19 protein-coding genes and 1 tRNA gene are annotated in these 21,892 nt (G+C 36.4%); 13 read left to right on the top strand and 7 right to left on the bottom strand.

The window, feature by feature from the left end; translation table 11 throughout:
• The first annotated feature begins 561 nt into the window (after nt 1-561).
• The 5 genes from JM84_RS03325 (at nt 562) to JM84_RS03305 (ending at nt 4,065) form a co-directional block, all read left to right on the top strand.
• Nucleotides 562-1,122, top strand: a complete 561-nt coding sequence (locus tag JM84_RS03325) for a hypothetical protein (protein ID WP_144782766.1) — start codon at nt 562-564, stop codon at nt 1,120-1,122.
• A gap of 92 nt (nt 1,123-1,214) precedes the next feature.
• Nucleotides 1,215-1,460: a hypothetical protein gene (locus JM84_RS03320; protein ID WP_144782764.1), complete on the top strand. Its 246-nt coding sequence runs from the start codon at nt 1,215-1,217 to the stop codon at nt 1,458-1,460.
• Nucleotides 1,461-1,549: 89 nt separating this feature from the next.
• Nucleotides 1,550-1,978 (top strand): hypothetical protein, encoded by a 429-nt coding sequence (locus tag JM84_RS03315; RefSeq protein ID WP_144782762.1) that lies wholly within the window; start codon nt 1,550-1,552, stop codon nt 1,976-1,978.
• Between the two features lie 126 nt (nt 1,979-2,104).
• Complete coding sequence (locus JM84_RS03310) at nt 2,105-2,668, top strand: hypothetical protein (RefSeq protein ID WP_144782760.1); 564 nt, start codon at nt 2,105-2,107, stop codon at nt 2,666-2,668.
• Nucleotides 2,669-3,315: 647 nt separating this feature from the next.
• Entirely contained in the window at nt 3,316-4,065 is a 750-nt protein-coding gene (locus tag JM84_RS03305; protein ID WP_144782758.1) for a PoNe immunity protein domain-containing protein, read from the top strand.
• A gap of 132 nt (nt 4,066-4,197) precedes the next feature.
• Here JM84_RS03305 and JM84_RS03300 read toward each other — a convergent pair whose 3' ends face one another.
• The 5 genes from JM84_RS03300 to JM84_RS03280 all read right to left on the bottom strand — a co-directional run bounded on the left by JM84_RS03300 (nt 4,198) and on the right by JM84_RS03280 (nt 8,934).
• Nucleotides 4,198-5,622 carry an HTTM domain-containing protein gene (locus JM84_RS03300; RefSeq protein WP_144782756.1) on the bottom strand — a complete coding sequence of 475 codons (1,425 nt, stop codon included), beginning with the start codon at nt 5,620-5,622 and terminating at the stop codon, nt 4,198-4,200.
• A gap of 9 nt (nt 5,623-5,631) precedes the next feature.
• The gene (locus tag JM84_RS03295) at nt 5,632-6,561 is read right to left on the bottom strand and encodes a bifunctional riboflavin kinase/FAD synthetase (protein ID WP_144782754.1); all 930 of its coding nucleotides are present in this window, start codon (nt 6,559-6,561) and stop codon (nt 5,632-5,634) included.
• Between the two features lie 2 nt (nt 6,562-6,563).
• Nucleotides 6,564-7,193, bottom strand: a complete 630-nt coding sequence (gene pth, locus JM84_RS03290) for an aminoacyl-tRNA hydrolase (RefSeq protein WP_041295622.1) — start codon at nt 7,191-7,193, stop codon at nt 6,564-6,566.
• 137 nt (nt 7,194-7,330) lie between these two features.
• Nucleotides 7,331-7,966 (bottom strand): 50S ribosomal protein L25/general stress protein Ctc, encoded by a 636-nt coding sequence (locus tag JM84_RS03285; RefSeq protein WP_144782752.1) that lies wholly within the window; start codon nt 7,964-7,966, stop codon nt 7,331-7,333.
• A 26-nt stretch (nt 7,967-7,992) separates the two neighbouring features.
• Entirely contained in the window at nt 7,993-8,934 is a 942-nt protein-coding gene (locus JM84_RS03280) for a ribose-phosphate pyrophosphokinase (protein WP_013750490.1), read from the bottom strand.
• Nucleotides 8,935-9,081: 147 nt separating this feature from the next.
• Between JM84_RS03280 and JM84_RS03275 the strand changes: the two genes are divergently transcribed.
• A tRNA-Leu gene (locus JM84_RS03275) sits at nt 9,082-9,162 on the top strand.
• Nucleotides 9,163-9,196: 34 nt separating this feature from the next.
• Here JM84_RS03275 and JM84_RS03270 read toward each other — a convergent pair.
• Nucleotides 9,197-9,583, bottom strand: a complete 387-nt coding sequence (locus JM84_RS03270) for a DUF2721 domain-containing protein (RefSeq protein ID WP_144782750.1) — start codon at nt 9,581-9,583, stop codon at nt 9,197-9,199.
• A 117-nt stretch (nt 9,584-9,700) separates the two neighbouring features.
• Between JM84_RS03270 and JM84_RS03265 the strand changes: the two genes are divergently transcribed.
• The 7 genes from JM84_RS03265 to JM84_RS03235 all read left to right on the top strand — a co-directional run bounded on the left by JM84_RS03265 (nt 9,701) and on the right by JM84_RS03235 (nt 20,906).
• Nucleotides 9,701-12,127 carry a hypothetical protein gene (locus tag JM84_RS03265; RefSeq protein WP_144782748.1) on the top strand — a complete coding sequence of 809 codons (2,427 nt, stop codon included), beginning with the start codon at nt 9,701-9,703 and terminating at the stop codon, nt 12,125-12,127.
• A gap of 59 nt (nt 12,128-12,186) precedes the next feature.
• Nucleotides 12,187-14,616 (top strand): hypothetical protein, encoded by a 2,430-nt coding sequence (locus JM84_RS03260; RefSeq protein WP_144782746.1) that lies wholly within the window; start codon nt 12,187-12,189, stop codon nt 14,614-14,616.
• Between the two features lie 158 nt (nt 14,617-14,774).
• The gene (locus JM84_RS03255) at nt 14,775-15,086 is read left to right on the top strand and encodes a hypothetical protein (protein WP_144782744.1); all 312 of its coding nucleotides are present in this window, start codon (nt 14,775-14,777) and stop codon (nt 15,084-15,086) included.
• Between the two features lie 124 nt (nt 15,087-15,210).
• The gene (locus JM84_RS03250) at nt 15,211-16,239 is read left to right on the top strand and encodes a ligase-associated DNA damage response exonuclease (RefSeq protein WP_013750495.1); all 1,029 of its coding nucleotides are present in this window, start codon (nt 15,211-15,213) and stop codon (nt 16,237-16,239) included.
• Complete coding sequence (locus tag JM84_RS03245) at nt 16,236-17,861, top strand: ATP-dependent DNA ligase (RefSeq protein WP_013750496.1); 1,626 nt, start codon at nt 16,236-16,238, stop codon at nt 17,859-17,861. The genes JM84_RS03250 and JM84_RS03245 overlap by 4 nt, the downstream gene beginning before the upstream one ends.
• A 145-nt stretch (nt 17,862-18,006) precedes the next feature.
• The gene (locus JM84_RS03240) at nt 18,007-18,369 is read left to right on the top strand and encodes an endonuclease domain-containing protein (RefSeq protein WP_144782742.1); all 363 of its coding nucleotides are present in this window, start codon (nt 18,007-18,009) and stop codon (nt 18,367-18,369) included.
• Nucleotides 18,370-18,434: 65 nt separating this feature from the next.
• Nucleotides 18,435-20,906 (top strand): ligase-associated DNA damage response DEXH box helicase, encoded by a 2,472-nt coding sequence (locus JM84_RS03235; RefSeq protein WP_144782740.1) that lies wholly within the window; start codon nt 18,435-18,437, stop codon nt 20,904-20,906.
• Between the two features lie 20 nt (nt 20,907-20,926).
• Here the strand turns inward: JM84_RS03235 and JM84_RS03230 are convergent, their stop codons facing one another.
• Nucleotides 20,927-21,829: a histone deacetylase gene (locus JM84_RS03230; RefSeq protein ID WP_144782738.1), complete on the bottom strand. Its 903-nt coding sequence runs from the start codon at nt 21,827-21,829 to the stop codon at nt 20,927-20,929.
• Nucleotides 21,830-21,892: the final 63 nt, after the last annotated feature.

Raw genomic sequence — 21,892 nt, 5'->3', positions numbered from 1 at the left:
TATATCTTCAATACCATTTTATCTGATCACAGGTGCAGTTGATATTGTAAATCGTGAAGCATACAGTAATTTTCCAGAAAATAAATTCTTTATATCTCTTAGCGTAGGGGTAATTTCCCCGTTATTAACTGTTTTTGGTTACACATTTTTATTTGACATTAAAAAAGACTTTTTATTCAATTGCATTGTTATTTCGACCAATTGCATTTTATTCATCATTGGAATGTTAGGCATATACTCAAAAATGATTAACTCTTTATATCTGATATGGCAACCCACAGTTTTATTAGCGCTGCAATTATTAATCTATAAAAGAGAAATAAAAGTTTTATCAAAATAAAGCTATAGAAATTCAAACTTCCCTCTTTAATTTTATAAAAGAGTTTCTAGATTGTATAGGAGAGTATTTAAAAAGGATCGCTAGAATTCTAAAGTTGTGATTCAATTTAAAACACCCGCAATGGCGTTATTATTACGAATTCTTATAAGATTTTCTACCCTTATTAGCATATCAATTTGATATCGATGCAGATAGATGGTTTAAACCTTAAAAAAACTAAAATGAAAATACTTAAACTATTATTTTGCATCTTATTATTTTCTTCTTGTAGCTCAAAACTAAAAATTATAAATATTCATACGCCCACCTATGGTATGAACTTAAAAAAGAATTTTTACATAAAAGATAAAGCCACCTTTACAAGATTAAAGGGAGAATGGCTTTGGACAAATGCATCTGACACTTTGACTTTGAAAATAATACCTAAATACAAAATAAAATATGATGAAAAAGTAAGTCACTTTGAAAATGCTTACTACGATACTGCGATAATAGAAATTAAGTATATCAAAAATGGTATTACTATATTTAATAGTATAGATAATAAAACTGATGAAGTGTGCTTAAAGGTTACTCCTTATAAAATTTACACAGACATATTTTATCTAAATAATTTTTGCAAAGAAGTATTAGACACTTCATATCTAATTTTTATGGATGGAGGTGATAGTTTAAGCCTTCTAAATCCTGCCTTAGAAAAAGAAAACGTATTATTAAAAAAAGAAGGTGAGTATGACGTTGTTATACCAAATTCAATTATGCTAGATAGAGTAATGCAGTAGGTGAGACTATATTATTTCTGAGACGCAAAAGTGTATTAAACTCGCTATCTTATTCTCTATTCACTTTTATCTCAATGATATAATTTTTTAAAATGAACTATTACCGAATTAGACACAGTACAGATAGAAAAATTGTAGGCAAATTTACTCAGATTAATGAAGTGAAACATAGATGTAGCGTTGATGATAAAAGATTTATAGATAGCGTTTTTTTTGAAAAAGCATCGTTTGATCCAATTACCTCAATAGGAATTTTAGACAAAAAAGCTAGAATTACAGATCTTATAAGTGCCTCAGAGCAAGATTTTACGGGAAAAATTTTGATAAATTACAATTAGAACTTTATGAAAATTTTTAATCTCGCATCTAGGATAATACTTCCTGATATTTTCGAAGGTGTAAAACAGGTAATAAAATTTACTCCCTCATGAGAAAAGAAGATATTTATAAAAACGTCAACCTTTTTGCACCGCACTCTTTTGAGTACATCCATATGCTTTTAAACCAACTTAAGTATAATTCTAAGGAATATGATAAAAAATCTGTTCAAGAAGACGCTATCGATGTTTTAAAACTTTTATTCGAAATTGAAATTTTAAATGTTTACCAGTGGGTTAATAACTCTGAATTAAACAAAACAAAATTATCAAAACTAGAAATACTGTCTAAAATAGAGAGTTTATGGCTCACAAGGTCAAGGCTAGATGATTTCTATGATATAGTGATTTTTGGTTCTCAGGAGTGGTATATCGAAGCACTTAAGAATTTAGGCTTAACTCATACAACAGATTGGGAATGGTTTGTTGAAAATAAGATTGGTAATTTGGAAGACTGGATAAAGAAAAATAGGCCTTGAAATATTATCCCATTATAATAATGTGATCAATTAGAGGCAAGACATTATTTTTTATAAAAAAAATCGCCAAGCACTATATTTTCTATGAGGTAATAGGGATTGCAGAAGAAATTTAAAAAAACTAAAATGAAAATACTTAAACTATTATTTTGCATCTTATTATTTTCTTCTTGTAGCTCAAAACTAAAAATTATAGACATTCATAAACCAACATATAAAAAAATCTCAAAAAAAGATTTTTATATGAAAGACAAAAACAGAAGCTTTGAAAGATTGAAGGGACAATGGCTTTGGACGAATGCATCTGACACTTTGACTTTGAAAATAACACCTAAATACAAAATAAAATATGATGAAAAAGTAAGTCACTTTGAAAATGCATATTATGATACTGCAGATATAGAAGTTAAATATATTAAGAATGGTATTACAGTATATAACGATATAAATAAAAATAACGGTCAATGTCTTGTACCCTCTCCGTTTAAAATTCATATCGATATGTTTTATTTATTTAATTTTTGTAACCTAAGATCTAATTCTCCATCATATTTAATTTTTATGGCAGGAGGAAATAGTCTAAGCCTTTTGAGCCCTTACGTAGAAAATGAAAAAGTATTATTAAAAAAAGAAGGAGAATATGAGGTTGTAATACCACACTCTATTGTTTTAGATAGAGTGATGCAGTAGGAAAGACTTCATCAAATTAAGTATCATCCTTCACTATCAAATGCTATAGACCTATCTTCTTATTATCCACTTGAGATAGAAATAAAGGATAAGAATTTTGAAGGAAAACATACTACAAGTTATGTTATCGACTAAGCAATAAAAACAAATTATCTTGAAGTATATATGGTATTCAAAATTTCGAATTCTTCCTTATTCTTAAAGGAATGGGGCTACCAGTTAGTTTTTAGTAAATAAAAATGGCTTTATGAAACTAATAATGTCATATTAAACTTTCGCGAAAGCACCCCTTAAAACCTGAGTAATATCAATAGTATAGCCCATCCCAATCATCACGGTATAGATTATATCTTTAAAAATGAACAAACAGTAGCGTTTATCATTGTAGAAACAAAGTGGAGAAACACTCCCATTAGCACCACATTATCCGGAAGGCAAATATCAGATTCTTGGATTCAGAATAATAACAGAATACTAAATGCCGTTGATGGTAATATCCAATTGGCTAATGAAATTCTTTTAAGTGACTATCTTCGAGTAATTGCTAGAGTGCAACCCGATGGCTCTATTGCTTATAGGTTAGCAGACAGTGACGGGTATGCGATACTCGGGAACGCGGGAGTTTTTAATCCATAACTTTATTAAAAATGTTAGATAAATCATACTTTAAGATTGTAAAAGAAAATAAGCGAAATTCACTTGACAAATGTTTAAAATCATTGAAAGATGGAGAATTAAGTTATGAAAAAAGTATTATTATTAAAGTACATTGCTTAAACACTTTCTACAATTATTGCATTGCATCATATAGCTACAAAAACAGGCTGCCAGACCAATGCAAATTACTTCTGAACAAAGTCATTGATGAAATCACATCGCTAGATAAAGAAGACGTAATTCAAATTGCGACAAAAGGAAGGGGGACAAAAAAAATACGATATGATCATTTCTGGTTTGATGATACACTAGTATTTATGAATATATTATCTATAAGTATTTTAATGGAGGATGAATCGTCAAGAAAAAAACTAGGAGCATTTTTTCAAAAAATGAATATTAATGATAATCTTCTTAACTTTTTTGTAAACCAAGAATTCATAGTTTTAAAAGAAGGTGAGTCTCCCTTTGATTTTAGAGAGAAAAAATTTGGAAAACTTAGGGAACACTTAAGGGTAAGCACTCAAGAGGAACTAGAAGATTTTTTAAAAATTTATCTAGAAAAAAATTGGTACCAAAATCTAAAAGGAACTGGGAGTTATAATCTTCACAAGCAAGCTCCAGAACATCCAACTTTCCCTGGCTACTGGGCCTTTGAAGTAGCCGCAATAGTAAAAATAAAAGGGCTAGACGATAGCTCTTTTAGAGATCATAAATATTATCCAAGTCAATTATTATAATCATTGGCAACCACAATACTATTAAATTTATCTTTGAGGTTTTCATGTAGTAGCAAAATCATAAAAATTCAAACTCTCCTCTTTAATCTAAATTTTTAAACGAATTTCTAGATTGTAGAGGAGAGTACTTTATTAGTCACCTCCAAAACTTGGAAACAACCCCTTATCATCCAGATAACCATCACTATCTAGCACCCAAGGATTGTGAGAAAACCAGTTCCAATCTACACTTGCTAGATCAACTCCTGGATCTATGAGCTCCTGTGACTTGCGTCCGTTTATGCGAATTCTACATTTTACGTAGACCGCTACGTCTTGTCCTTCTGCCTTTTTGAGCTGTTTTATGTATTGTGCAAATTGCCATATCACATCTGGTTTTGACCTGATATTGCGTTGTTGGTTTTTTGTAAGGTACTCTTTATGGTCTAGTGTAGTTCGCTTACCAGTTGCCTTATCTTCTACCGTAAACGTTACCGTTCCACCTTTAGAACGGAGCATCATACGCCAACTCAAGCGATGTCCTTCCTCAGACCACAGCACATTATCTTGTATAAAATGCTGTCGCAGCGGCAAGCCTATTTGCACTACAAAATACACTGCAAATACAGTGAGCATTGCTGTCTTATATTTAGGGATAATTAAAATTTGAGGTGAGCCAGTAATTGAACCAGTTGTAATTCCTTGATTATAAGGATTCACTTTGCTACGCTCGTAAAAAGGTTTCCAGCGTTTAAGAAATAAATTATGAATGGTTCTCGGCTCAAAAAAGAACACCGTAAATGCCAGCGACATGTATGGAAAAATCCCAATCTGAAACACAAAAGAGTTAAAGAGATGAAAGAATATGGAGATAAAAAATGCCCACGTACGTGTACGCTTCCATAACAATAATGGGATGATTAGTCCATCGAAAAGAATTCCCACGTAAGAAATAATCCAGTGTGTCCAGTCCTTTTGAAGCACACCACCCACGAGCCAATAATCTTTCTTACCACGCATTAATATTTCTGGTACCGTCGCATCTAACCAGTCGGGATATATTTTGGCAATAGACGCGTAGGTATAAACAATCCACAGTTGGAAAATGATAAACAAAGTCACCCAGCGCGGCATGCTTATGTTTCTTACGCTTTCGCGAAAGCGTGCATCAATAGAAAACGCAGCGTTTGCAGGAAGTATAGCCATAATCCATAACAGCAGCATTAATAGATAATAGTGGTTATTATAAGCGGTTTTTTGCATGAAATACACGGTACTCCACATAATTGCATAGCCAATAATTGCTACGCGGTATTTAAAACCTAACATTACCATCACTCCAAAAACTCCCATTAAACCAAACCACGCATACATTTGTGGTCCAGGTCCGGGAAATGTTTGTAAAAAGTCAAACCCTATAAAGTTAAAGGTAAATTCTGGTGTTACGAGTATACGTCTCACCCACCCTGTAGCAAGCGCTCCCCAAGCCTCACAAGTAATAAGAAAACCAAAAAAAACGCGAAACACAATGAGCGCGCTGTTATCTATTCTAGTAAAGAGGAGCTTATTAAGTGACATCTTATTTGATTAAATATTATTTATATAATCCCGTGCATACTTCTCATCCTCTTTCATCGCTTTTACAAGCTCATCTACACTCGCAAAGGTTTTCTCATCACGTATACGGTCTAGCAATTGTATCTCTAGCTCTTGTCCATATAAGTCTTTACTAAAATCAAAGAAATAGGTTTCAATAGTTTGCGCACTTCCTCCCACTGTCGGATTTGTGCCTATGTTCATCATTCCATATACAATCTTGCCATTAATACGAGACTGCACGGCATAAACGCCTTGTGCAGGTATTAATTTATAATCTTCGGCTATCTCAAGATTTGCAGTAGGGTAGCCTATGGTTCTACCTAGACTCCTGCCTTTTACAACGGTTCCCGTAAGCATAAATGCTTGATCGAGATAGTTATTTGCGAGTGCAACGTCTCCTACCTCTAGTGATTTACGCACTTTTGTAGAACTTACAGCTACATCTTCTAGTTCTTGCTTTGATATCTCTTCCACCTCAAAACCTAGTTGCTCTCCAAAACGTTTGAGATCTTCAATATTTGCATTACGATTGCGACCAAAACGGTGATCGTATCCTATTATTACTTTCTTTGCGTTAAGAGAATTCACAAGAATCTCCTCAACAAAAGTCTCTGCATGATATCTTGAAAAATCTAAGGTAAAAGGATGAATCACAAGGTGATCTAAACCTAGACCTTCAAGCAGTTGCGCTCGCTCATCTATGGTGTTTATAAGCTTGAGCGAAGTGTCTTTTTGCAACACCATCCTAGGGTGCGGAAAAAAGGTAAGTACGCATGACTCCCAGTCATTTGCTCGCGCACTTTCGTTAAGCCTATTAATAATCTGGCGATGTCCTAAATGTACTCCGTCAAAAGTACCTATCGTAACGACAGTTCCTTTTTCTGAGTTAAATGTATGTGCGCTATTGTGAGTTTTCAAGATTATTTGCCGTTGTACGCGTTCATTGTATTATTAATTCCTCCACTCACAAAAGAAGTGATTACCTCGCAACTCTTATCTAAGCGCTCTGGAAGACTAGCTTGCTCCTCTGGCGTCCATTCTCCTAACACATAATCTACTTGACGTCCCGTAGAAAAAGCATCACTTATGCCAAAACGGAATCTATTATATGCAGAAGTATTAAGTTGAGCCTGCGTGTCTTTTAGTCCATTATGTCCTCCCGCCGAACCTTTGGTTTTCACTCTTATGGTTCCGAATTCCAAGTTCAAATCATCTGTAATTACTAGAAGATTTTCTACAGGGATTTTTTCTTGTTGCAACCAGTATCGTATAGCCTTACCACTTAAATTCATAAAAGTATTAGGCTTTAATAAGATAACGGTTTTACCTTTTACTTTGGTACGCGCGATGTCACCTAGTTTTTCAGTTTCGAAAGTGGTTTCTTGCGCTTTCGCGAAAGCGTCTACCACCTTAAATCCTATATTATGCCTAGTTTCTGTGTACTTAGGACCTATGTTTCCTAAACCAACGATAAGAAATTTTTTCATGGGGTCTATTGCTTCCTCTTCTATCGTTACTTTTCTAAATAATCTACCGAAAAAAGAGCGCATCATTTGCTGTTTGTTAGAATGTAATTTGCGTCAAGGCTTTACTAATTACGTTAAAGACACTGCTTATTACTATCGTATAAAAATAAAAAAAGCATCTCGAAGAACGAGATGCTTTTGTATTAAATATAACGGATTGATTACTCTGCTACTGCAGCGGCATCATCTGTTTGTGTAGAAGGAACATCTCCTGCTTCAGTTTCATCATCATCATCGTCAGCATCAAGGATTGCTGTACGAGAAGTTCTAACTTGACACACTACTGTGTTATCAGGGTGCATAAGTGTTAGGTTTTCTTGTGGTAAAGCTCCTATGTATAACTTGTTACCTATTTTAAGGTTTGTGATATCTGCAACTAAGTAATCAGGAAGATCTTTAGGAAGTGCTTTCACACGTAATACACGGTTAGTTTTACGTAAAACACCACCGTTCATTACTCCACGAGAGTTACCTGTAAAGTGTACTGGGATATTCATAGTTACTTCTTTACCTTCAAAAATCTGGTAGAAGTCTATGTGTAAAATACGATCAGTTACCGGGTGGAACTGGATATCTTGAAGAATCGCCTTTACGGTTACACCGTCTAATTCGATTTCTACTGTGTGCGCGTCTGGAGTGTATACCAATTCTTTGAACGCTAGTTCTGGTGCGCTAAAATGCAATGGTGTGTCCCCTCCGTATACAACGCAAGGTACCAGTCCAGCATTACGTAAGGCCTTTGTAGCTTTCTTGCCTACGCTTTCTCTTTTAGATCCGTGGATCGAAACTGATTTCATATTAAATAATTATAGTTAAAAAAATATTACATAATAAACTTCGAAGCAATACTCGTGTTACTATTTACACGGTGCATTACATCTGCAAAAAGTGGTGCACAAGTTATCACTCGCACTTTACCACTTTTGTGTTCCTTAGGAATTGAATCTGTTACAATTAATTCTGCCAGTTTACTGTTTTCTATTTTATCATAAGCGTTACCGCTTAAAATAGCGTGGGTACAGATCGCTCGTACACTAAGCGCACCCTTTTCTATCATTAAATCTGCTGCCTTTGTTAAGGTTCCAGCAGTATCTACCATATCATCTACAAGCACCACGTGCTGTCCTTTTACCTCACCTATAAGTTCCATATGTGAGATTACATTTGCCTTTGCACGTTGTTTGTAACATATAACTACGTCACTTTCCATCGCCTTGCTATATGCATAAGCTCTCTTACTACCTCCCATATCTGGAGAAGCAATTGTAAGGTTTTCTAATCCTAGCCCTTTTAAATAAGGTAAGAATATAGTAGAGGCAAATAAGTGATCTACTGGCTTCTCAAAAAATCCCTGTATTTGATCTGCGTGTAAGTCCATAGTGATAATACGCGTAGCACCTGCTGTTTCTAGTAGGCTTGCCATAAGCTTTGCAGCAATAGGCACTCTAGGTTTATCCTTACGGTCTTGTCTCGCCCATCCAAAATAAGGTATCACTGCCGTTATGTGTCTTGCACTAGCACGCTTTGCAGCATCTAGCATCAATAACATTTCCATCATATTATCTGATGATGGCATTGTGCTTCCTATTATAAATACACGTGATCCACGTACAGATTCTTCAAAAGAAGGTTGAAATTCTCCATCACTATATGTCGATGTTATGACGTTACCCAGCGGCTGCCCAAAGGCTTTTGCGATTTTTTCGGCCAGTGGTTTGCTGTTTTGACAAGCAAATATCTTCGGTTGCGGTACGGTAGCGGTCATCAGTTGTGACAGTTAAATGGTTTAATTACAATTCTTTTCCCTCTAAGGAGGTGCAAAAATAGGAATTAAAAATGAGTAGAGCAGTACAATAAATGATGTTTTATACGCTGTAATTTAAATTATTCTTTAATTTTGCACTTCCAAAAAGCCTAGGTGGCGGAATTGGTAGACGCGCTCGACTCAAACTCGAGTTTCTTTGAAGTGTGGGTTCGATTCCCATCCTAGGTACAAAAGCCTCAATCTGTAACGATTGAGGCTTTTTTTATTCCATATCTCGTAGCTGTATAGAAAGCGCCTTTGTAGAAAGCTGAACTTCAATTAAAGAAAGTATAAGTGATAGCATTAGTGCAAAAAGACTAATCCCAAAAACGATTTTTGCATAAACTGCCTCTTCTATATAAATTAAAAGCATAGTAAGTACCGCGAGTAAAAAACTTACAATTGCTACTGCTTGCATGTTTTTTATGATCGTAAGGCGTTTTCTCAATTTTTTTACCTGAAGACCTACTCCTTCTGCATGTGTTTCTTGATAAGAAGCATGCAAACTACGTATCAAACCTGCAATAGCCAGATAACGCGCATTATAAGCAAGCATCGTAAGAGAAATCGCTGGAAATAGTAATGCCGGAATACTTAAGGAAAGATTCATAATTATATCTTTTTTAAAAAATTAAAGCTTAGCAATAAGTTTATCCTCAATTAACTTAACAGTACTGACTGCTTTTTATTTGAGTGAGTTATTTACATTTAGTATTCAATATAAACAATGCTGAAAAATATAAGGTTCTTAATAGTCACTATTATAATTCTCTCATTTTCACTTCAAGTGAAAAGTCAAGAGCTAGGCACTGTTTATAGTAATTATTTTGAACTACCAAGAGAGAGCATCTTTCTACATTTAAACAAAACGACCTACATAACTGGGGAAGACATCTATTTTAAAGCGTACATCTATAATAGGCAAACGGGAAAACCATTTTCTGAAACCACAAATCTAATCGTTGGTATTTATGATTCCCTAGGGAATCAGGTAATCAAAAAGCAGTTTATTTCCGGTAACGGATTTGGGAACGGTCACTTTGAATTAGATTCTTCATTTCCAAGTGGAAGCTATTACATTAAAGCATCTACAAACTGGATGAAAAATTTTTATGAGGACGATTCTTTTCAGCAAAAAATAACCATCTACAACAGCAGCGTAAGTAAGGATCTAAGCAACATATCATCAGTTAAAAAAATAGAATTTACTCCAGAAGGTGGCTCCCTTGTAAATGATGTAGCAAATAATGTTGCGATAAGAGTTTCTGATAAACACGGCTATTCAAAACCCTTTAAAAAAGGAATTATCAAGGATCAATATGGGTATCACTTAACAACTTTTACCCCTGGCAAAAACAATATCGCCGTTGTAACATTTTCGCCTCGAGCTACATTTGAGTATTCTTTAGAAATTGAACATGAGGATGGAAGTAAACAGCTACAGAAGATAGCTCCTCCAAAAAAGAATGCTGTAGGACTTGCTATCGCAAGCCACTCTATGGATAAGATAGCCATAACCTTAAGATTAGATAAGAAAACAACAACATCAATCACTAATGACACATTACTCCTATTAATCCATAGGGATGGAATGGCAAAAAAAATAGACCTAATAATACCTAAGGATGTAAATTACGCTTCTTATTTATTTGATAAATCTCAATTACATCAAGGAGTAAATATTTTCTCTTTATTTCATGACAGTAACGAGCCCATTGCAGAGCGTATTTACTTTAATACTGAAGGCATCAAATACGAAGAAATTCAAAAACCAACTATCACAAAAACCCAAACTGACTCTCTTCTTATCTCGCTTTCTAAAAAAACATCAAATTCGCTCTCAAATTTGAGCGTATCTGTCTTACCATTTGAAACCATAAGTAATACGCCCTCACAAAACATACTATCTGCATTTTATTTAAAACCCTATTTGAAAAATCAAACTATCTCTTACAATCGTTATTTTTCAAAAAACACCATAGACTCATTAGAACTTGATGCTTTACTAATCTCACAGGGGCAAAGCAGGTATTTATGGAAGAGAATATTAAATAATCCTCCAAAGAAGACATACACTTTCTCACAAGGAGTATCAATCAAGGGGACATTAAATAAGAAGCTAAGAAGTAATGAACAGCTTTTCTTGCACGCAGGCACTACGTATCCTGCGCAAACTCTAAAATTAGAAAATGGCAATTTTACACTTCCTTTGATTTTTCCTGAAACAGAGCAAGCTTTACAGTTTTCAATTCTTTCAGGTAGAGGTAAATTAACAAAACCATCACTCAGCATTCTCTCAGCAGATATTTTAGAGAAAGATTTTATAACAGAAAGAATATTCAATAAAACTAATTCATTCTCTAATGAGGCCAAGATACTGCCTGTCGTATCAAATTTTGATGATATAGAACAACTCAACGAGGTTATACTAACTGGTAAGAAGAAGGTCTCATACGAGTCTAGCAACCCTCTAGTTCCTTCTTTTCTCAAAAATAAAGTTACAGTGGTTACAGAAGACCTTGTTTTTAAACAACCTAGTTTTTTAGATATTATTAGATCTAGAGGATATACTGTAAGAGAAGATTTACAATTTGCAAGTACAACTCGTGTCCAAATAAGAGTGCGGACTCAACAATCTTTTGGATTAGGAAGTGGTGGATCTGAAAGAGCTTTTCCACAACCTGTGATTTATTTTAATGATGTTAAGCTAATAGATTTTGACATCTTAACCGGCTTACGAACAGAAGACCTAGAAAGCTTTTATTTTCAAAGAAATGGAGCCTCGGAAGGTGTAAACGGGACTGGAGGCGTTATTAGGATTTATACAAGACGTAATTTAAATAAGCCTATAAAATCAGATTCAAAAAAAGAGATTTCTAATATGTCAGAAGTTTTTGCTTACCCAATAAAAAATGGTTTTGAAAAAGAGAAAAAATTTATACAACCTGATTACTCAACCTATGACGATAAATCTTTTACAAATTTTGGAGTTATTCACTGGGAACCACAACTCATTCTAGACGGCAAGAAGTCTTCCTCATTCAACATTAAAGACACTGGAAATAAAAAACTTATGGTACACATTGAAGGCATGACTCTTGATGGGTTACTCATTTCTACCATTAAAACTTTAAACCTTCATAACTCAAATTAAATTTCAATTCATCAATTACTAACCATCTGTTTAATCATCAGATATCTCAATCAAAAAACATGTTTTCAAAATTATTCTTTAAACTCTTTACTATTAGTTTATTTCTATTTACAAGCTTTCTTTTCGCCCAAAACTCTAATAAAAGCGAATTAATAGAAAACTATAGTTCTTATTTTGAATTGCCTAGACAAAGCGCTTATATCCATTTAAATAAAACTCATTTTACAGAAAATGAAGAGATATGGTTTAAGGCTTACTTACGAACTAGACAATTAGAAAAAGCTTTCTCAGAAAAGACAACATTGTATATAGACATTTTTAAACCTGACGGATTACTTTTCAAATCAGAAAAATTTATAGTCGATAATGGAGTAAGTTATGGTAACATTAAAATAGATTCCACTATGCAGAGTGGCACCTATTACTTGAGAGGCTCTACGCAATGGATGAAAAATTTTAAGGAAGACGACTCTTTCATGCAAAAAATAACAATTGTCAGTAATAAAATATCTGGCAATAATATTGAGAAAGAAAAAGCGTACGACATTCAATTACTACCAGAAGGAGGCCACTTGATACATAGCACAACTAATACGGTAGGTGTAAAAGTTTTAGATCAGGATGGGTTTGGAGCTTCTTTTAAAAGCGCAACAATAAGAAATCAAAATGGTATAAATCTTCTGCAAATAAAAGGTAAACCCTACGGGTTTGCAAAATTTGATATTATCCCTGTACCAACGCAAACTTATACAGCACACTTTACATTTGATGACAATACTGAAGTCGTTGTACCTCTACCCAACGTAGTAAACACCACGCCCAGCATTGCAGTAGTCGAAGAAGATGGAGGTATAATATCAATAAAAATTAAGAGTAACTATCAAATAAGGAATACTATAAACCGTCAAGGATTATATGTATTACTACACAAAAATGGAATTGCAAAAAAAATTAAAACTCCTCTTAATCAAGAAGCAAATATCTCAGCATTTGTAGTGAGTAAATCATCCCTATTTTCTGGCATGAATACTATTACCTTATTTGATGCTAATGATAATCCCTTATCAGAAAGACTCTACTTTAATTGGGCAGATGAACTTGATTTTGATGTAGCGGCATCCTCTTTAATCAATCAAAAATCAGACTCCATCACAATTACCTTAAACAACTTAGGAAAAAACATTTCTAAAAAAAATCTCAGCGTTTCCGTTCTTCCTACAAATACTAAAGGTTATAATCCGGAAAATAATATACTTAGTTCGTTCTATTTAAAACCATATATACAAGGCACTGTAGAAAATCCTAAGCAATATTTTAATAGTAATAATGACAACAAGGATAACCTAGATCTATTGCTACTTACACAAGGTTGGAGCACATATACTTGGGAGAACATTAATAGTAGTCCTCCAAAAAAAGAATTTGATTTTGAACAAGGAACTACCGTAGTAGGTAAGCTTAATAGAAATATCGGATTAAAGGATAATATTTATGTTCATCCCACACTACATAATGAAGGTTTGACTATCTCTCCTGAAAACAATATGTTTGCTTTGGGAGGCTTGTATACGAAAACTAACGAGACAATTTCCTTTTCCCTTATTAATAAGAAAGGGCAATTATCAAGACCTAGCCTATTCGTTTATGAAGAAACGAATCGTGTAAATCCTATCAATATCTCTTCAACGACAACCAAGCACATTCCTATTAGAAAACCACTAAAAGAGGAAAAGATAGTAGTGCCTCAAATGATTGACCAATCGCTTATTGAACTAAACGAAGTTATATTAGAATTTGAAAAAAAGAAATCAGAAATAATTGACAATCCTAATGTTCCTTCATATTTAAAAAATGAAATTAAGATCGTTACTGAGGATGACACCATATTGTACCCTTTTGTTACAGATGTTATACGCCAAAATGGATATGTAGTTACAGAAGAGCTTTCCTTTGGTTCAACAAGTAGAATTTCTATTTCATCGCGTAGAATTTCAGGTTTTTCTGGTGCTCGTGCGCCTCTAGTTTATTTAGATGATGTAGAGTTATTAGATCTTGATATACTATATGGATTGCGCACAGATTTTATTGAAAGCTATTATATCAACAAATTTGACTCTAGAAGCGGTTCAAGAGGAGGAGAAGGTGTTATAAGATTATATTCTAGACGTAATTTTAATATTGATTTACCGTCCACAACTAATAACAAGAAAATTCAAAACAACATTTTCACTTATGCTATACGTGAAGGGTATTCCGTTGCTAAAAAATTCTACAATCCAGTATATACCGTATTGAACGATAAAGGCTTTATAAATTATGGTACAATTCACTGGGAGCCAGAAGTAATCTTAAGTAAAAACAGGGTCAACACTTTTAATATAATCAATACAAATACTAAATCTATCACACTTTTTATAGAGGGGATTAGCGAAGATGGAGCTGTGATTTCTAAAACAGAAATAATAGAATTGGATAATTCAGAAAATTAATTAAGTAGTGCCTTATTAGAGAATGTTAATTTTTCATACCCTTAACATTCTCTCACAAACAATGGTTAATTAAAAATCGATAGGCTAAGACTAGCGCTATATTTATACTCAGTAAGCAACTATATCAGCTTACCGAAGCTAACTAAACCATCGATATTATGAAGACCATACTTATATTATTCAGCACTGTTTTATTAGGAGTGAGCCCTTTTAAGACAACAGAGAATTCTAAAGAAGCATTTACAGAGCATCTTACATTTGACGCTTACGAGGGAGGATATTTCTTCTTTACAGATGGCGATAATGAGCCTAGAATTTTAGAAATAGATGCTACTACCAGTATCAATGGTAAGCTACTTACAAAGAATGATAATGTAGGTTTAGAGTATCTAGTTCACTATAAAACCATAGAAAAATCTGAAGATAGCTCAAGTGATGGAATCATACTTCATTTAGAAGTAATCGAATAATAATTGAACTTATAACACCTAAAAGCCTCTTGCAAAAAGAGGCTTTTTTATGCCCTAAAGTTTTCCTAAAACCCTAATGTAAAGGTATGTCGACCCGTATCTTTAAGATGAAAAAGAAAAAAATTTGAAAAAGCCACTTCTAGAATTTACAGATAAGGGCATCTATTGCCCGCCCGCAAAGGTCTATCTGGACCCGTGGAAACCTGTAGATAAAGCCCTCATCACGCACGGCCACGCAGACCATAGTCGGTGGGGACATAAACAGTACATCACTCACGAGAGTAACGTTCCTATTATTTCTCATAGGTTGGGAGATATCAATGTTTCTGGGGTACGCTTTCGCGAAAGCGTAAACATCAACAATGTAAAATTCACCTTTCATCCCGCTGGCCACATTCCTGGCTCTAGTCAGATACGTGTAGAACACAAGGGCGAAGTGTGGGTGTTTACAGGAGATTATAAGACTGAAGTAGATGGTATCTCTCAACCCTACGAACCCGTGAAATGCGACACTTTCATTACCGAATGTACCTTTGGACTCCCAGCTTTCAAATGGACACCACAAGCCGAAGTAATGCACGACATAAATACTTGGTGGGCGAAAAATAAAGCCGAAGGAAAGTGCTCTGTACTATTTGCTTACAGTTTAGGTAAAGCACAACGATTATTGAAACACCTTGACCCGAGTATAGGCAAGATCCTCACACACGGCGCTATCGAAAAAATGACCGAAGTACTGCGCCCTATGATCGATATGCCGGCAACAGAATTAGTCACTAGAGATACTAAAAAGGAAGATTTTAAAGGAAGTATCGTCCTAGCACCACCAGCCACTCACGGCAGTACATGGATACGCAAGATGGTGCCATATGTAACTGCAAGCGCAAGCGGCTGGATGGCTTTTAGAGGAGCACGAAGACGCAGAGCTATCGACAAAGGGTTTGTAATGAGCGATCATTGCGATTGGCCTAGCTTACTAGAAAGTATAGAAGCTACGGGTGCCGAAAAAATCATTTGCACTCATGGATACACAGATATATTTTCCAAATACCTACGCAGTATAGGCTATGATGCGCGCACAGAAGAAACGCAATATGAAGGCGAACTAGCAGAAATGGATGCAAAAAAAGAGGAGGAGGAAACTAGCGTATGAAACTATTTGCAGCACTCATAAAGACACTCGATTCTACAAATAAGACTAACGAGAAGGTCAAGGCGCTTGCGCATTACTTCAGAGAAGCGTCAGATAAAGACAAGGTGTGGACTATTGCCATCTTATCGCACCGTCGCCCTCCAAGACCCGTAAACACCACCTTACTCAGGGAATGGGCGAGCGAACTATCAAACATCCCGTTATGGCTATTTGAAGAAAGTTACCACATCGTGGGTGACCTCGCAGAAACGATTGCACTTGTGGTTCCCGCAGCAACAGCATCTTCAGAGAAGTCGCTTACTCAGTTTCTGGAAGAGATGATTTCGCTTAAGCGAAAAACGGATGAAGAGAAAAAGGAATACCTGTTTGATAACTGGGCAAATCTCAACTATTATGAACGTTTTGTATTTACAAAATTAATTACAGGAGGCTTTAGAATAGGTGTGAGTCAAAAGTTGATGACGCGTGCATTATCACAAGCGACAGACATAGAAGAAGATGTGCTTGCTTATAAATTAATGGGCGACTGGAAACCACAGACGGTCACCTTTCACGATCTGGTTATCGAAGAAGATGCAAGTCAAGAATTTTCAAGGCCGTATCCGTTTTACCTTGCCTATGCAGTTGAAGATGAACCTTCGGCGCTGGGTGATGTAACAGATTTTCTTGCCGAACATAAGTGGGATGGTATACGCTCACAAACCATCTTTCGTAATGGGGAGATTTTTATCTGGAGTCGCGGTGAAGAGCTAGTGACAGATAAGTACCCAGAACTTGAGATTCTCAAAGAACATATACCAGACGGAACCGTCATAGATGGTGAGTTACTACCTTTTTATGATGGGCAGATCGGCACATTTAACGACTTACAAGCGCGTATAGGACGTAAAACCGTGAGCAAGAAAATGCTCAAAGAAGTGCCTGTAATTATCAAGGCTTATGATATTCTAGAATGGGAAGGAAAAGACTTGCGTGAAACCGCTTTCGCGAAAAGAAGGACTATCCTCGAATCGTTATATCGCAATATCACAGATAAAGAACTGCCTATAGGCATTTCTGAAACGATGGAGTTTGATAGTTGGGAAGCAATGGCACAAGAAAGAGATCGTAGTAGAGAGATGCGCTCTGAAGGGTTAATGATTAAGCGTAAAGACAGCCCCTATCGCGTAGGTAGAAAAAAAGGCGACTGGTGGAAATGGAAAGTTGATCCACTCACCATTGATGCGGTACTCACGTATGCAATGCGTGGTCACGGTAGACGAAGTAATTTATTTACAGATTACACCTTTGGTTTATGGAATGAAGATAAAACAGAGCTTGTTACTTTTGCTAAAGCATATTCAGGCCTCACAGATGCCGAGTTTAGAAAAGTAGACAACTGGATTAAAAAAAACACGTTAGAACGTTTTGGTCCAGTGAGATCTGTAACGCCTCATCACGTGTTTGAGATTGCTTTTGAAGGTATAGCGTTATCAAAAAGACATAAAAGTGGTATAGCCACGCGTTTCCCAAGGATGCTACGCTGGCGACACGATAAGCAGATAGAAGATGCAAATACACTAGAGGATTTAAAAGGGATGATTCCGAGCGCAGCGAAGGAATCTCTCCCGCCCACAAAATAATGGTGCAAGAAAGCAATGTCAGAATCTCCCCAGGTTAAGAATAGAAGGCTTCTAAAGTTTAAAGAGTTAAACAAAAGCTCCTTCCCCAGAAAGGGGAAGGTGACCTAGAGGATCTAGGTCGGATGGGGTTAAAGCCAAAATAAAAATGAAAAAGCAAAAGCTTCACAATCCAGAAGAAACTTTGAAATTCAGAAAAGAATTGAGAAGAAATTTGACTCCTGCAGAGGCATTTTTGTGGTCACACTTAAAACGCAAACAGCTTGAGGGCAGAAAATTTAGAAGACAACACGGCATAGGGCCATTCATTGTGGATTTTTACTGTGCATCAGAGAAGTTAATTATTGAGCTAGATGGTCAAGTACATATGAATGAGCAGGCACAACAGTACGATGAAATGAGAACAAAATACTTGGAAAATCAAGAACTAAGAGTAATTCGTTTTGAAAACAAAATGGTTTTTGATCTTTTATCAAGTGTTTTAAAAGATATTAGTGATAATTTCAAATAGCACCCACCCCGTCCACGCTTAAGGCTTGGCCACCCCTCCCTTTCAAGGAGGGGAACTTTATAAATATGACCCAAAAAGAACTACTAGATATCGCAAATAACTGGTTCCAGTCGCAAGACTGGAAACCTTTTCCGTTTCAAAAACAAACGTGGAAGGCGTTTCTTGCCGGTAAAAATGGATTGCTTAATGCGCCTACGGGGAGTGGTAAGACGTATGCACTTTGGTTTCCGGTGGTTCTTAATTACATCAAACAACACCCTGATTACAAGACCAAACATAAAAAAGGACTAAAGGCCATTTGGATCACTCCGCTACGCTCGCTTTCTAATGAGATTGAGCTTTCGGCTTCTCGTATCACACAAGATCTCGGCACACAGATGACGGTAGGAATACGCAATGGAGATACTCCACAATCTGAGCGTGCCAAGCAAAAGCGTTCTATGCCTGACTTGCTCATCACCACACCCGAGAGCTTGATGCTCTTAATTGCTTCAAAAGGGTATGAAAAGGTTTTTAAAAATTGTTCGGCTATAATTATTGACGAGTGGCACGAATTACTAGGCACAAAAAGAGGTGTACAGATGGAACTCGCGTTGAGCCGATTGAAAACTGTCGCTTCAAATATGCGTATCTGGGGAATTTCGGCAACGATTGGAAATCTTGAGCAAGCTCGAGAAGTACTACTGGGTTATGAAAGCGACGCTTTTCGCGAAAGCGTAATTATCAAAGCAAACATCAACAAAAAAATTACCGTCAAGTCTATCATTCCAGACGAGATGGAAACCTTTCCTTGGCGTGGTCATTTGGGATTGCATTTGCTGGAATACGTCGTACCCATTATCAACAACAGCAAGACGACCTTACTTTTTACGAACACGCGAAGCCAGTGTGAGATCTGGTTTCAGCGCATTCTTGCGGCACATCCTGAGTATGCTGGTGAGATTGCAATGCATCACGGGAGTATTAATAAAGAGACGCGTACGTGGGTTGAGGGCGCCATTCGGAACGGCTCTCTCAAGGCGGTAGTTTGTACTTCTAGTCTTGATCTCGGAGTGGATTTTGCGCCTGTTGAAACCATTATCCAAATAGGTGGACCAAAGGGTGTCGCTCGCTTTTTACAACGTGCTGGGCGATCTGGTCACAGCCCTGGTAAGGAGAGTGTGATTTACTTTTTGCCTACGCACGCCATAGAGCTAGTAGAAGCCTCTGCTTTGCAGCGCGCCGTTAAGGAAAACACGGTAGAAGATAGAATTCCGTATCTCAATAGTTTTGATGTACTGATTCAATATCTCGTGACGCTAGCCGTGTCTGACGGATTTTTACCCGAAGATATCTGGCCAGAGATACAGACAACGTTTTGCTTTCAAGCAATGACAAAAGAGCAATGGGAATGGTGCCTTAATTTTATGACGATGGGTGCGCAATCCCTGCAAGCTTATGATGAGTATAAGAAGGTGGAGATTATTGAGGACGGCAGATTTAAAGTGAATTCTCGTATGGTGGCAATGCGCCATCGCCTGCAAATAGGGACGATTGTGAGCGATGCAAATCTTGTAGTCAAATATCAAAAAGGTGGTTACATTGGTACAATAGAGGAGTTTTTCATCAGTAAGTTAACGCGTGGTGATGTGTTTACTTTTGCAGGTCGCAACCTAGAATTTATCCGTATTAAAAATATGGAAGTACACGTGCGCAACAGCTCAAAGAAAACTAATAAAGTTCCTTCGTGGATGGGCGGCCGACTTACCTTAAGCAGCCAGATGTCCCAACTGCTACGGGAGGAACTTTATACTGGGAATTCGCTTTCGCGAAAGCGGTCTCTAGAGATTAATGCGCTAGAGCATATTTTTAGACAGCAAAAGGTAGAGAGTATCATCCCAAGTGATGAGCAACTGCTTATTGAGACATTTAAAACACGTGATGGTTATCATCACGTTTTTTACCCTTTTGAAGGTCGTTTTGTGCACGAGGCTATGGGAAGTTTACTCGGGTATCGTCTTAGTTTACTAGACCCTATCACCTTCTCTCTTGCCTTTAATGACTACGGTTTTGAGCTACTTTCAGACCAACCTATAGACATACAGCAGCTACTAGATAACGACCTATTTACGACGGCATATATGCACGACGACTTGCAAAATAGTCTCAATGCTACGGAGATGGCTAGGCGGAAATTTAGAGATATCGCGGTAATTTCTGGGCTTGTTTTTACTGGCTTCCCAAACAAGCAAATCAAGCAGAAACATCTACAAAGTAGTAGTCAGCTGTTTTTTGATGTGTTCCGTGATTATGAGGCAGATAATTTATTATTTCAACAAGCATTTACAGAGACTTTTGAGCATCAGCTAGAAGAAGGTCGATTGCAGCAAGCGCTTGAGCGTATAGAGACGCAAGAAATTGTCTGGATGGATTGCGAGCAACCTACGCCTTTATCTTTTCCAATAATTACAGACCGCTTACGCGAAAAATTGAGCAGCGAAAAACTAGCCGACAGAATCAAGAAGATGACTGCGAAGTTGATGCGAAAAAAGAAATAACAGCCCTACGAAAGATTGTTCTAAAAGTAAATATCTTGTGCCGTTCTAAAGGTATTTGCGTGGGCGTCAATTATCACTTTTATGTCTGGAGAATAGCCGCCGCCCATACTACATTGCACGGGGATTTTTAAATCATAACAGGTTTGCAAAACAAACCGATCGCGCTCTTTACAACCTTCTATGCTACACCCCAATTTACCCAATTTGTCACTCGCTAAAATATCGACTCCGCATAGGTAAAAGATGAAATCTGGTTGTTGTTCTTTAATGAGATTTGGCAATGTTTTTTTGAGAGTATCGAGATACTCCACATCGCCTGTATCAGTCTCTAATGCAATATCAAGATCTGAGATTTCTTTTCTAAAAGGATAGTTTGCCTTACCGTGCATAGAAAACGTAAACACCGAATCGTCACCCGTAAAAATCTCTGCCGTTCCGTTACCTTGATGAACATCGAGGTCTACAATGAGAATTTTTTTTGCAAGCTCGTTTGCTTGTAAATATCGCGCAGCAATCGCTTGGTCATTGAGAAGGCAAAACGCCTCTCCATGATCTGTATAAGCGTGGTGCGTACCACCTGCAATATTCATTGCAATACCATTTTCTAGCGCGTAGTGACACCCATCAATGGTGCCTTGAGTTATGATTAATTCGCGATCTACAAGTTCTTGTGAGAGCGGAAAACCAGTTTTTCGCTGTGCTCTAGGGTCGATAGCTAGCGCTTTAAGATTATCTACATATTCTGTAGTATGACATCGCAAAATATGCTCGTGAGCTACCTGTGCTGGTTCAAAAAAATTATCTCCATCACACGTACCTTCATATACTAACTGCTTAGGAAGCAAATCATACTTCTCCATAGGAAAACGATGCCCCTCCGGCAATGGGTGTTTGTAAATGGGATGGAATGCGATTTTGAGCATTAAGTATATTATGGTGAGTATACAAATATACAATCACTCGTCATTTCGAGCTTGTCGAGAAAT

It is taken from the genome of Dokdonia sp. Hel_I_63 (genome assembly GCF_007827285.1).
In the GTDB taxonomy this organism is placed as follows: domain Bacteria; phylum Bacteroidota; class Bacteroidia; order Flavobacteriales; family Flavobacteriaceae; genus Dokdonia.
Note: the sequence above shows the minus strand (reverse complement) of the source record. Positions and strands in the feature narration are given on the sequence as shown.

What these genes read in the sequence shown, in the direction of transcription:
- JM84_RS03235 (WP_144782740.1), top strand. Translation starts at nt 18,435, where the DNA reads ATGACCCAAAAAGAACTACTAGATATCGCAAATAACTGGTTCCAGTCG.
- JM84_RS03270 (WP_144782750.1), bottom strand. Translation starts at nt 9,583, where the DNA reads ATGAATCTTTCCTTAAGTATTCCGGCATTACTATTTCCAGCGATTTCT.
- JM84_RS03315 (WP_144782762.1), top strand. Translation starts at nt 1,550, where the DNA reads ATGAGAAAAGAAGATATTTATAAAAACGTCAACCTTTTTGCACCGCAC.
- JM84_RS03280 (WP_013750490.1), bottom strand. Translation starts at nt 8,934, where the DNA reads ATGACCGCTACCGTACCGCAACCGAAGATATTTGCTTGTCAAAACAGC.
- JM84_RS03260 (WP_144782746.1), top strand. Translation starts at nt 12,187, where the DNA reads ATGTTTTCAAAATTATTCTTTAAACTCTTTACTATTAGTTTATTTCTA.
- JM84_RS03320 (WP_144782764.1), top strand. Translation starts at nt 1,215, where the DNA reads ATGAACTATTACCGAATTAGACACAGTACAGATAGAAAAATTGTAGGC.
- JM84_RS03285 (WP_144782752.1), bottom strand. Translation starts at nt 7,966, where the DNA reads ATGAAATCAGTTTCGATCCACGGATCTAAAAGAGAAAGCGTAGGCAAG.
- pth (WP_041295622.1), bottom strand. Translation starts at nt 7,193, where the DNA reads ATGCGCTCTTTTTTCGGTAGATTATTTAGAAAAGTAACGATAGAAGAG.
- JM84_RS03305 (WP_144782758.1), top strand. Translation starts at nt 3,316, where the DNA reads ATGTTAGATAAATCATACTTTAAGATTGTAAAAGAAAATAAGCGAAAT.
- JM84_RS03325 (WP_144782766.1), top strand. Translation starts at nt 562, where the DNA reads ATGAAAATACTTAAACTATTATTTTGCATCTTATTATTTTCTTCTTGT.
- JM84_RS03300 (WP_144782756.1), bottom strand. Translation starts at nt 5,622, where the DNA reads ATGTCACTTAATAAGCTCCTCTTTACTAGAATAGATAACAGCGCGCTC.
- JM84_RS03265 (WP_144782748.1), top strand. Translation starts at nt 9,701, where the DNA reads ATGCTGAAAAATATAAGGTTCTTAATAGTCACTATTATAATTCTCTCA.
- JM84_RS03245 (WP_013750496.1), top strand. Translation starts at nt 16,236, where the DNA reads ATGAAACTATTTGCAGCACTCATAAAGACACTCGATTCTACAAATAAG.
- JM84_RS03240 (WP_144782742.1), top strand. Translation starts at nt 18,007, where the DNA reads ATGAAAAAGCAAAAGCTTCACAATCCAGAAGAAACTTTGAAATTCAGA.
- JM84_RS03230 (WP_144782738.1), bottom strand. Translation starts at nt 21,829, where the DNA reads ATGCTCAAAATCGCATTCCATCCCATTTACAAACACCCATTGCCGGAG.
- JM84_RS03255 (WP_144782744.1), top strand. Translation starts at nt 14,775, where the DNA reads ATGAAGACCATACTTATATTATTCAGCACTGTTTTATTAGGAGTGAGC.
- JM84_RS03310 (WP_144782760.1), top strand. Translation starts at nt 2,105, where the DNA reads ATGAAAATACTTAAACTATTATTTTGCATCTTATTATTTTCTTCTTGT.